7 protein-coding genes and 1 pseudogene are annotated in these 11939 nt (G+C 38.6%); 6 read left to right on the forward strand and 2 right to left on the reverse strand.

The window, feature by feature from the left end; genetic code table 11:
• The first annotated feature begins 147 nt into the window (after positions 1–147).
• The 3 genes from EKM69_RS01490 (at position 148) to EKM69_RS01500 (ending at position 4751) form a co-directional block, all read left to right on the forward strand.
• Positions 148–1167 carry a class I SAM-dependent methyltransferase gene (locus tag EKM69_RS01490; protein WP_125707402.1) on the forward strand — a complete coding sequence of 340 codons (1020 nt, stop codon included), beginning with the start codon at positions 148–150 and terminating at the stop codon, positions 1165–1167.
• Positions 1168–1175: 8 nt separating this feature from the next.
• A complete protein-coding gene (locus EKM69_RS01495) occupies positions 1176–2363 on the forward strand; it encodes an acetate/propionate family kinase (protein WP_125707404.1) in 1188 nt (395 codons plus the stop codon).
• A 711-nt stretch (positions 2364–3074) separates the two neighbouring features.
• Entirely contained in the window at positions 3075–4751 is a 1677-nt protein-coding gene (locus EKM69_RS01500; protein WP_125707406.1) for an oleate hydratase, read from the forward strand.
• A gap of 319 nt (positions 4752–5070) precedes the next feature.
• Here EKM69_RS01500 and EKM69_RS01505 read toward each other — a convergent pair whose 3' ends face one another.
• On the reverse strand, positions 5071–5799 hold the full coding sequence (locus tag EKM69_RS01505) for a glucosamine-6-phosphate deaminase (protein WP_125707408.1): 729 nt from the start codon (positions 5797–5799) through the stop codon (positions 5071–5073).
• Between the two features lie 546 nt (positions 5800–6345).
• On the opposite strand from EKM69_RS01505, the gene adhE reads away from it, so the two are divergent.
• Positions 6346–8946 (forward strand): bifunctional acetaldehyde-CoA/alcohol dehydrogenase, encoded by a 2601-nt coding sequence (gene adhE, locus EKM69_RS01510; protein WP_125707411.1) that lies wholly within the window; start codon positions 6346–6348, stop codon positions 8944–8946.
• A gap of 557 nt (positions 8947–9503) precedes the next feature.
• Here adhE and EKM69_RS01515 read toward each other — a convergent pair.
• A pseudogene (locus EKM69_RS01515) lies at positions 9504–10364 on the reverse strand (glycerophosphodiester phosphodiesterase).
• A 246-nt stretch (positions 10365–10610) separates the two neighbouring features.
• On the opposite strand from EKM69_RS01515, the gene EKM69_RS01520 reads away from it, so the two are divergent.
• Complete coding sequence (locus EKM69_RS01520) at positions 10611–11042, forward strand: GNAT family N-acetyltransferase (RefSeq protein ID WP_125707413.1); 432 nt, start codon at positions 10611–10613, stop codon at positions 11040–11042.
• A gap of 147 nt (positions 11043–11189) precedes the next feature.
• Positions 11190–11750, forward strand: a complete 561-nt coding sequence (locus EKM69_RS01525) for a peroxiredoxin (protein ID WP_125707415.1) — start codon at positions 11190–11192, stop codon at positions 11748–11750.
• Positions 11751–11939 lie beyond the last annotated feature (189 nt).

Below are 11939 nucleotides of genomic sequence, written 5' to 3' on the forward strand. Positions count from 1 at the left end.
TACCTCCTCCTTGATCAACGATATCGGCAAGCAATCTTGAATGAATTGTCGCAACGACGGGAAATAAAATTTTTGGAATCTGAAAACGCTTGAATTAAGTGAAAATCAACGTTAAAATTTTAATATCATGTGCAAAGAGGTTTTTTAATGGCAGAAGAAAATGAAATGCAGAATTATTACGATTTATTGAACCAAGCTTCAACATTACTTCAAAAGTCATTGAGCACTAGTTTCACTGATTCTTTGGCTGAGACATTGACGAACCTTGCTGATGGTAAAGTATATGTTGAAAACGGGGCACCTGATCCTGAGACTGTGAAGCAACTTGAGGATATTTATTCACAACTCAAACAGATCAGGCTCACACAAGTTCAAATGAAACAAGCTATCACGGTCAACATTATTCAGGCACAACGCCAGGATAAAGTCGAAGTCAACAAATTAATGACTCCCGATACGATCGGTTTAATAGCTAGTTTGATTGCTTTTGAAGTCTTTAATGCACTGAACAAGCACACCGTTAACTTGATCGACCCAACGATCGGAACTGGTAATTTGTTGATCGAATTCATCGAACAATTAAAATTGGCTGGTGATTTTGAGATCAATGCTGCGGGGATCGATAACGATGAGGCTTTAGTAGGTTTAGCTAAGGCATTTTCCGAAGTAATGAATTTGAATTTGGACGCATATCATCAAGATGGGATCGCCGAGTGGGATGTTACTGACATCGACTTGGCAATCGCTGACCTACCAGTTGGCTATTATCCGATCGATGATAATGCAGCTAAGTTTAAGACCAAATCTGATGAGGGACATTCATACGCTCACCACCTCTTGATCGAACAAACAATGAACAATTTGAATGACGGCGGTATCGGGATGTTTATCGTTCCGTCAGCAATTTTCCAAACTGACCAAGCCAAAAAGCTGTCAGAGTGGATGGTTTCAAATGTGTACCTTCAAGCTGTTCTCGATCTACCATCGAATCTTTTTGCTTCAAAAGAAGCTCAAAAAGCAATCGTAGTTCTCCAAAAACATGGTGGCAATGCTCAACAAGCTACTAATGTATTAATGGGAACGATCCCTGAGACAGCAAATGTGAAGGAATTTGAAGGATTCAGAAACCAAGTACAAGATTGGGCAAAAAATAACTTTAAAGGATAGGTATAAAAATGGCTAAGATTATTGCAGTAAATTCAGGAAGTTCAACTTTAAAATGGAAATTGTATTCAATTCCTGAAGAAAATGTTATTGCTTCAGGTATGGTAGACCGTCTAGGTTTGTCAGATTCAATTTTTAAAGTTAAATACAATGGTGAAAAGACTAGTGAAGTAGGGGACATTCCTGATCACAAGACTGCTGTTACAAAGATGTTGAAAACTTTGATCAAGTTAGGTATCATCAAAGATTATTCAGAAATTACTGGTGTGGGTCACCGTGTTGTTGCCGGTGGTAACATCTTCAAAGACTCAGCTGTAGTTACTGATGAAGTTCTTCAACAAATCAAGGACCTTGCTGAATTTGCTCCACTGCACAATCCAGGTCAAGCTTATGGTATCGAGGCATTCCAAGACATCTTGCCAGACGTTCCTCAAGTAGCAGTATTTGATACATCATTCCATCAAACAATGGATCCTGTAAACTACTTATATAGTATTCCTTACGAATACTACGAAAAATATGGCGTGAGAAAGTTCGGTGCTCACGGAACTTCACATCGTTACGTTTCAGGACAAGCTGCTAAATTCTTAAACAAACCAATCGAAGATCTCAAGATGATCTCAATGCACCTTGGTAGTGGTGCTTCTATCGACGCTATCGATGGTGGCAAATCAGTTGATACTTCAATGGGCTTCACACCACTTGCAGGTATTACAATGAGTACTCGTTCAGGTGACTTAGATCCTTCATTATTCTCATACTTGATGAAGAAACTTAAGCTATCAGATCCACAAGACATGATCGACATTTTAAATGAAAAATCAGGTCTCTTAGGTATTTCTGGTGTATCACCAGATATGCGTGACATCATCGCAACTAAAGATGAAAACAAACGCTCACAATTAGCAATCGATATCTTTATTAACCGTATCGTTAAATACGTTGGTTCATACATGGCATTGATGAATGGCTGTGACGTAATGCTATTCACTGCTGGTATGGGTGAAGCTAATGCTTGGATCCGTGAATTGATCGTTGACCAATTCAATTACATGGGCGTTAAGATCGATAAGGATGCTAATGAAAATGGTAAGGGATTACGCAAGATCAGTGCTGATGATTCATCTGTTACTGTTTTGGTTGTTCCTACTGATGAAGAGTTGATGATTGTTCGTGATGTATTGAGACTTACTAAGTAGTATTAATGTTTTTTAGATTTATATGAGGCATATATCATTTTTATGGTATATGTCTTTTTTTGATGTTGTAGTTTGGGTTGAGGTTCATTGCCGGTCCTGGAGGGTTCCGGGAATTGCGACCGCAGAACGCCGTGGGCGTCGATTGAAGCTATCCGGGAAGTTCGCCCGGACATCTTCAATACGAGCCTTCTTCTAAGCTCCTTCGACGCTAAGAAGGAATTTCACGGCTGACGGTCGAATTCCCTCCACCCTCCAGGACCTAGGTTTGTTCATAAATCTCTGTTGGTGGGGGGGACGGTACTTATTTTTATAGTGGTAATTTTTTTTGCTTATATCGGTTGATCTATTTTTTTCGCTCTTACGATTTTGATGGGATGTGTCTATCTCGTTAATTATTTTTTTGAGCAAATCATCGGTTGTTATTGTGTTTCAGATGGTATTAATGATGCTTTCATTGATGTTCATTGTCACACGTTCTTCTTTGTCACTTTATGAATAATTAATTGATTATTTTTGATGGGTGTATTAAGACGATTATCTTATTCGCCGTGTTTGCGACATTTTTTTGATATTATCTTAAATATCATTTATCAAAAAATATAATGGTTTTATTTTACTTTTTAAAATTATTAGTTATGAAAACCTTGACATTTTGTCTTTTTACTAATATATTGTAGTTGTAAAGAGGTATTTGAAAGGGAGTGTTTTATTTTGACACGTAAAGCTTATATGATCGGTACTGGTGTTGGTAATTTGGCTGCTGGGATCTATTTGATCCGTGATGGTGGCTTTAAGGGTGACCAGATCACTATGATGGGATTGGAAACTCATGGTGCTAATGACGGTGCAGCAGTGGCTTCTTATCAAGATGAATATAGTAATCAAGCACTATCTAACACTAAAGGATTTTTGGCTAAAGGTGGTCGGATGCTTAATGAAGAGACTTTCGAGAACCTTTGGGATGTTTTGCGGACGGTTCCGTCACTTGATCATCCTGGTCAAACAGTAACAGATGATATTTTGAACTTTGATCATGCGCATCCTACACACGATGTTGGTCGTTTGATCGATTCTGATGGACCGCGTGTTAAGGATGGTCCTAACAATTATCGTCACATGCAATTTAATAATAAAGAACGGGCTTTGATGTCGAAGTTGATGTTGATGCCTGAAAAAGACGAGCAAAAATTGAATAATATTAGCATTGCCGAATGGTTTGCTAGCTCACCACATTTTTGGAAGACGAATTTCTGGTATATGTGGCAGACGACTTTTGCCTTCAAACGTGCTAGTTCAGTTATGGAACTTCGTCGTTATATGAATCGGATGATCCTAGAATTTACTCGGATCAACACACTCGAAGGTGTTACTAGATCACCTTATAACCAATTCGAAAGTATCGTCTTGCCAATGAGAAAATATTTGGAAGACCGCGGTGTAACCTTCATCAACAATCGTAAGATCACGGATCTTGAATTCAAGGACACGCCACTTCAAGACGATATCATCGTAACTGGTATCAAATATGAAGAAATCGACAACGACAATAAAAAAGGCGAGATCAAGGTCGACGATAATGACTTAGTCTTTGATACGAATGGTTCGATCACTGATAGTTCATCCATTGGTGACTTCAATACACCGATTAAAGAAAATATGGAATATGCCCCAAGTGCTATGCTCTGGAAAAAAGCTAGCGAGAAGTTTTACTCATTGGGTCATCCAGATAAATTCTTCGGTGATAGAACTCAAAGTGAATGGTTCAGCTTCACTATCACAACTAACAGCCACTTGCTATTAGATCACGTAACTAGAATCACCCAACAACAACCAGGAAATGCTTTGAATACTTGGATCAACAGTACGCCATTGATGTCATTAGTAGTGCACCATCAACCTCATTTCCATGCACAAAAACCAAATGAAACTGTCTGCTGGGGCTACTTCATGTATCCAAGAAGAAATGGTGATTACGTTCAAAAACCAGTCATCGAAATGACCGGTGAAGAAGTACTCGAAGAGTTCTTGGGTCAACTAGCAGCCGTCGATCCAGCTAAAGACAATATTGCTAACTACCATGATGAAATCGTAGCCAGCGTAGAAAATGTCATTCCAGTATACATCCCATACGCAAGTGCCATGTTCAATCAAAGAGCCGTCGGTGATCGTCCAGATGTCGTACCAAAGCACAGTAAGAACTTGGCCTTCATTAGTCAATTCTGTGAACAACCATTCGACATGGTCTTCACTGAACAATACTCATTCAGAGCAGCTCAAATAGCAGTTTACAAATTATTAGGTATTCCAATGAGCGAATTAACACCAATGCATCACTACGAAAAAGATCCAAAAATAATGGCTTTAGCAGCCAAAACAATGTTCCGTTAAAAATAGGAGGGCATCATGAAAAAATTCTTAAAATTCTTAGGTAAACTATTATTAGTCACATCGATCATCGGAGCAATCGTCTTCTTCGGTGGTAAGAAGATCATCGAAAAATTGATCAAATAAAATACTGTGATCAGCAAATTATCAGTAAAAAAGAGAACTTGGAGTCGTAAAAACTTCAAGTTCTCTTTTTGTGTATGTGGATAAGTAAAACATTGAAGAGTGCATCGGTCATTCTAAAAAAAGCTGAAATCGATTTTTTAGCTTCTTAAAAATGCAAAATAAAAAGCCTCTGCAAAATTGCAGAGACTTCGAAAAATTAAATTCTTTCGTTGATAGAATCAGCACTTAGATCTGAAGCTGCTTCTTCGTCAAGTAGGATAACAACGTTATCCTTGTTTTGTAATGCAGAAGCAGGGCAATCAACTGAAGCAGGAGCTTCGATCATTGCCTTAACAGCTTCGGCCTTAGCTTTACCGTAAGCCATCAATACGATTTCTTTACTCTTAAGGATCGATCCGATACCCATTGAGTAAGCAAACTTAGGAACATCTTCTTCGTTGTCGAAGAAACGTGCATTAGCTTCGATAGTTGAAGCTGTCAAAGGAACTTTTCTAGTACCAGCATCAAAAGGTGAGCCTGGTTCGTTGAATCCGATGTGTCCGTTGCGACCCAAACCTAAGATTTGGAGGTCGATAGGGTTGTCTTCAATGATCTTGTCATAACGCTTTGTTTCAGCTGCTTCATCAGTTGCTAGACCATCTGGAACGTAAGTCTTAGCAAATGGTTTCTTATCGAATAAGTTAACTTGCATAAAATGACGGTAACTTTGATCGTTGTCTGGTCCACAACCAATGTATTCATCAAGGTTAACTGAAGTCATATTTGAGAAATCTAAATCACTTTCAACCATTAGTTTGTACAATGGGACTGGCGTACTACCTGTGGCAAGGCCAAGAACTTTGGCACCATTATTCATAGAGTCTTTAATTAAGTCGAAGGCTTTGTTACTTGCTACATCGCTATTCTTTGCTACGATAACTTTCATCGTGTATATTTCCCCTTTCAAAATGGTAAATCTCTCGATTTGGTATAGTCCAATTATAATTTGTTCTGATAGACAAGTCAATAAAATTTACTCATGAATTTAGTTATATTTGATCGATAAAAAATATATTCACAGAGTAAGGCTATCTAAGAAAGATTATGTGTTATCCGCAACTATAAAGCAATTAAAGCGCTTTACTATAGTAGAAACTTAAATTATGCGATAGACGAGGTGCATTAAATTACCGTTAAAATAGTTAAAAGTTAACTAATTCACTAAATTGTAAGCGTTTTTCTACTGAAAGCATCCTAAATATTTTTCGAAGATACAAAATAATTGATGACTAGTCAAAACTTTATGCCTATTGACTATAACGGCATTTTAAGGGAGTGGAGATTCATATTTTATATATGTAAGTGTATACATTTGTATATTTTTTCAAAAGTCGAATGAAAATACTTGCATTAAAAATAAACGGTGATATTATAGTTAGTGAAATAAATAACGTGAATAGTTTAACAATCTATTCTGTTTGGAGGATTTCAGATGTTAAAAGACGCAAAAAATGTCAGCGAAGAAGACGATGTTTCAAAGACCATAGATCAAATGGTCTCTAAGGCTCACAAGGCTTTGGAGATCATGGATAGTTTCACTCAGGAGCAAGTTGACCACATTGTGCACCAAATGGCAATTGCCGGTCTCAATTCTAGCTTGAAACTGGCTAAGCTAGCTCATGAAGAAACTGGTCGTGGGATCACTGAGGATAAAGTGATCAAGAACATGTATGCCACTGAAGAGATTTGGCATTCGATCAAACGTGACAAGACCGTGGGAATTATCGAAGACGATAAGGAACACCGTTTGATCAAAGTAGCCGAACCACTAGGAGTTTTGGCCGGAGTCACACCAGTAACTAATCCTACTTCAACTACTATGTTCAAGTCATTGATCGCCGTTAAAACTCGTAATCCGATCATCTTCGGTTTCCATCCTCAAGCTCAAAAATGTTCCGTCGCAGCCGGCAAGATCATGTATCAAGCCGCAATTGACGCTGGAGCACCCGAGGGCATCATCCAATGGATCGAAAAACCAAGTATCGATGCTACTTCTTACTTGATCAATCACGAAGGGGTAGCCAGTGTTCTAGCCACTGGTGGACCTGGAATGGTTAAAGCAGCATATTCTACTGGTAAACCAGCCTTGGGTGTTGGACCTGGTAATGGACCAGCTTATATTGAAAAGACAGCTAACATTCGCCGAGCAGTTAATGACATTGTTCTATCCAAGACATTCGATAATGGAATGGTTTGTGCGTCTGAGAACAGTGCCATCGTTGACAAGGAGATTTATTCCGATGTCAAAAATGAAATGGAAAAAATGCATGTCTACTTTTTAAAGAAAGCCGACTATAAAGCATTAGCTGACACAATGTTCCGTCCTGAAGGTGGTGTCAAAGGACCGATTGCCGGAGCTTCAGCTCTAAAAATCGCTAAATTAGCAGGGATCAAAGTTCCTGCTGATACCCGAGTTTTAGCAGTTGAATTGACGAAGATCGGTAACGATGAACCATTGTCTAGCGAAAAACTTTCTCCAGTTATTTCAATCTACAAGTCAAAAGATCATGCAGACGCCTTCAAAAAAGCAGATGCGCTGTTACATCATGGAGGCCTTGGTCATACGGCCTCAATCCACACAATGGATGAGAAGCTAGCAACTGAATATGGAGTCAAGATGTTAGCAAGTAGAGTTTTAGTTAATACTCCTTCAGCAATTGGTGGTATCGGAAACCTTTATAACGAAATGATCCCTTCATTAACATTAGGTACCGGTTCTTGGGGTAAAAACTCTATTTCTCATAATGTTTCATCATTTGACTTGTTGAACATCAAAACAATCGCTAGACGGAGAAACAATATGCAATGGATCAAGCAACCTAAAGTTTATTTCGAAAAAACTTCTGTCCGTTATCTTGAGGACATGGAAGGTATCAATCGGGCGATGATTGTCTGTGATCCAACCATGGTCCAACTAGGTTACGTTAATACAGTCGTCGATGAACTGAAACGTCGCAAGCATCCGGTTGAATATACTTTGTTCTCAGATGTAGAATACGTCACTTCGACTGATATGGTCGGACGTGGTGTTACACAGATGAACATTTTTAAACCTGATACGATCATTGCACTCGGTGGTGGCTCAACAATGAATGCCGCTAAGGACATGTGGCTCTTTTACGAACACCCCGATGTTGATCTCTTCGGAGCTGAACAAGGCTTTATCGATATTAGAAAACGGACTTACAAATTCCCTAAGCCAGAAAAAGCCCAATTTGTAGCTATTCCAACTACTTTTGGAACTGGCTCGGAAGTTACTCCATTTTCTAACATTACCGATAATCGGACAGATGTGAAGTATCCGATCGCTGATTACGCATTGACCCCTGACGTGGCCATCATTGATTCTCAATTTGTGGAATCAATGCCTCAGAAGATCATTGCTATCGGTGGATTGGAAGTCTTGAACAATGCTGTCGAATCATTCGTTTCCAACATGGCATCTGACTATACCCGTCCCTATGCTATGCAAGCTTTCAAACTAGTCATCGACAACTTGAAGAAAGCTTATGATGGAGACGTCGACGCACAATCAGAGCTTCACAACGCTTCAGCTCTAGCAGGCATGTCGTTTGCTAATGCCTTCGCTGGAGTAGGGCACTCATTAGCCGATGTTTTATACAACGAATTTGGGATCTCCCATGGACTAGGCGTTATTATTTCACTTCCTCAAGTAATTAGATACAATTTTGAGCAACCAACCAAAGTTGCTATGTGGCCAAAATATGAATATTTCAGAGCCGATGAAGACTACGCTACTCTTGCCAAGTATGTTGGTCTAACCGGTGCTGATAATGAAAGCTTGAAAGAAGCTTTGATCAACAAGATCGTGGATCTTGCACATTCAGTCGGTATTACTTTAAGTTTGAGATCCTTAGATATCGACAAGAAGCAATTCGAAGATAAAGTCGACGAGTTAGCTGAAAATGCTTTTGCAGACCAATTCTCGTTTGCAAATCCTAAGGAACCAATGATCTCAGAATTGAAACAGATTTTGCTTGATGAGTATTCAGGCAAAAACGTTGAAAAATAACCATTATTTGTTAGAGTCATATAAAAGCTAAAACACAAAATTTAAATCCCTTCAATTTAAATTTTTCCTTCTTTTTTGGTCTATCCTTCCTCTGGATAGGCCTTTTATTTTTGTTTTGGAGGTTCACTGCCGGTTCTGCGGGGGATTCCGGAAATTTCGCTGTGGAACGGTGTGGGCACGATTTTGAGCTATCCGGGGAAACCACCCGGACATCTCAAAACTCGGCCTTTCACTAGGCAATAAATTGCCAAGTGAAACTTCACACCTGACAGCGAATTTCCTCCATCCCCCGCAGAACCTAGGTTTTCGCAAGGATAGTTTGTTTGTGGGGTGTACGGTACTTATTCTTTTTGTACTATATTGCTGCGTTGGGGTTTTCGTGCTTATTTTTGTTTGATTCTTACGATTTCTATCCGAGATTTATCTGTTCCATTTTTTCTTTGGCACAAATTCAAACCCTAAAGTCAAAGCCCAAAGTCAAAGCCCAAAGTCCAAACCTTTAAAAGAATATTTCGGATACCAAAAAACCTCCTAGTTTTCAAACTAGGAGATTTTTTTTATTTCCACTTATTTATCAGATGTTTAGTTTCTTTTGTATTGTTGGTGAACAGGCTGTCTGCTTTGTTGTATTTTATTGCGTTGTAGTTGTCGTTGTATGTTTGGATCGTCCATAGGTCTGATAGCATGTTTTTGTTGTGGATGGCTTTTATTATTTTTGGTGTTGCTTGTTCGGCGTCTAGGGATAGGAATGTTATGTAGCTTGGGGCTACTTTTATTTTTTCTAGGTATTCTGGTTCGCCGCTTGCTTCCATTAGCCATAAGTATGGGACGTTTTTTTGTGGTTTGAAGCTGTGTAGTAGTTCTATTCCGCTGATGTCTGTGTCTTGGATTATTACGTTTTTGTTCATTTTTGATTTGTCTAGTTGTGTTGCTAAGGCTTTTTCGGTGTCAGTGTTGTCACCGGAGTTTTTCTTGGCTTCGATGATGTAGTGGACATTTTTCTTGTAGTGTTTGAAGACGTCTTTTAGTTGGTGGAGTTTTTCTCCGTTGCGTAATTTTACTTTGGACAATTGCTTTGACGTTGATTTTGAGACGTTGATATTTTTGCCCGTGGTTCGTTTGAGGTTGTCGTCATGCGTGACTTATAGTTTGTTGTCTTTACTTAACCAGACATCTTGTTCGATGAAGTGGCTACCGTCTTTGATGGCTTGGTCGTAGCCCGCAAAACTGTGTTCTGGTTGAGTTGCCGGGTTTCCTCGATGTGAAAAAATTATCGGATTTTTGGGTGAAGCTTTTTTGATCTCTTTTTGAATGGAAACGAGATTTTTAGCCTTTGGTGCCGCGTAAGCAGTGTTTGTCGAAAAGCCGATCGTGGCGATGGCGGCGATTAGTAGTGACAAGCTGAATGATTTTTTCATAATATTCTCCCCAGTTGATTTTCTATATTAAGTTAACCATTTTTGATGATCAATTTAAATATAGTTTGAGTTTAACATTGTGATAGTGATTGGTCTAACGACCGATAAATCAACAATGATTTTTAAAAAACCACGCCAATTTACTTAAGAATTTATATTGAATTGTGGATATTATCATCAAAATAATTATAATAAAATTTACATTAGAAAATATCATCAAAGGTCAATTAGAAGGGACAGGATAATATGTGGAAAATCGCTAGGTTCAACGACTTAACTCCGAGACAGATCTACGACATGTATCAATTACGCCAAAAGGTCTTCGTTATTGAACAAAATCGACTCTATAACGAATTAGACGATACCGACTTAAATGTCATCCATCTATTAAATTATCAAGATGATCAGTTAGTTAGCTATGCAAGAATTTTTCAAGAAGGGCACCACGTTTCTTTTGGGCGGGTCGTGGTTGATCCGGAATATCGAGGAATGGATCTAGGCAGTCAATTGATGCGCAAAATTTTGCAGACGGTCGAGGACTGGTATCCTAATCAAGCCATTGAGATCCACGCTGAAAATGAGGCCCAAGATTTTTATAAAAAATTTGGATTCACCAAAGTTGGTGATGTGATCATATTTAATAAAACGCCACATGTAAAAATGGTTCTAAATGAATAAAAAAAGTCAATTGCCGTAAAATCGGCTTTTTTAATCTGATATTTTTGCTATGTTGTAATCATTCTTATGTAATAATTGTTCATAACTATTGAAATTTCACAAAATTAGCTTATCATTAGATATATAAACCTGAAAGGAGCTTATTTAATGTTTATTAATAAAGAAATTCCTGATTTTAATGTCAAAGGTTATCAAAACGGTGAGATCAAGGACTATACTAAGAAAGATCTACTTGGTAAATGGTCAATTATTTTCTTCTATCCTGCCGACTTTTCATTCGTTTGCCCAACAGAGTTGAGTGAATTGCAAGATGATTACGAAGACTTTAAGAAGAACAACGCCGAAGTTTATTCTGTATCAGTTGATAGCGAATTTTCACACAAGGCTTGGGCCGATGCTACTGATACTATTAAGAAGATCCAATACCCAATGCTTTCAGACCAAACACATCAACTTTCAAACTTCTTTGATTTGTTAGATGACGAAAGTGGTCAAGCATACCGTGGTGTATTTATTATTAATCCTGAAGGTATTATTAAGTCATATACGATCAATGCTATGGGTATTGGCCGTAATGCTGATGAGATTTTGAGAACTCTTCAAGCTGCTCAGTTTGTTGCGGAAAATGGTGATAATGTTTGTCCTGCTAACTGGCATCCTGGGGAGAAGACGATTAAGCCATCTACAGATTTGGTTGGTAAGATTTAGATTTTTGCTTTTTTTGTTTTTGCATTCGCCTTTTTTCGGTGGATGCTTTTTTTGTTTGCGGTTCACTGCCGGTTCTGCGGAGGGTTCCGGGAATTGCGCCGTGGAACGCTGCGGACCCACTTTGAGCTATCCAAGGGAAACCGCCTTGGACATCTCAAAGCTGGGTCTTTTCGTAAGCACGGCCTTTGC

Origin of the sequence: Companilactobacillus zhongbaensis (genome assembly GCF_003946515.1) — a bacterium.
GTDB lineage: Bacteria > Bacillota > Bacilli > Lactobacillales > Lactobacillaceae > Companilactobacillus > Companilactobacillus zhongbaensis.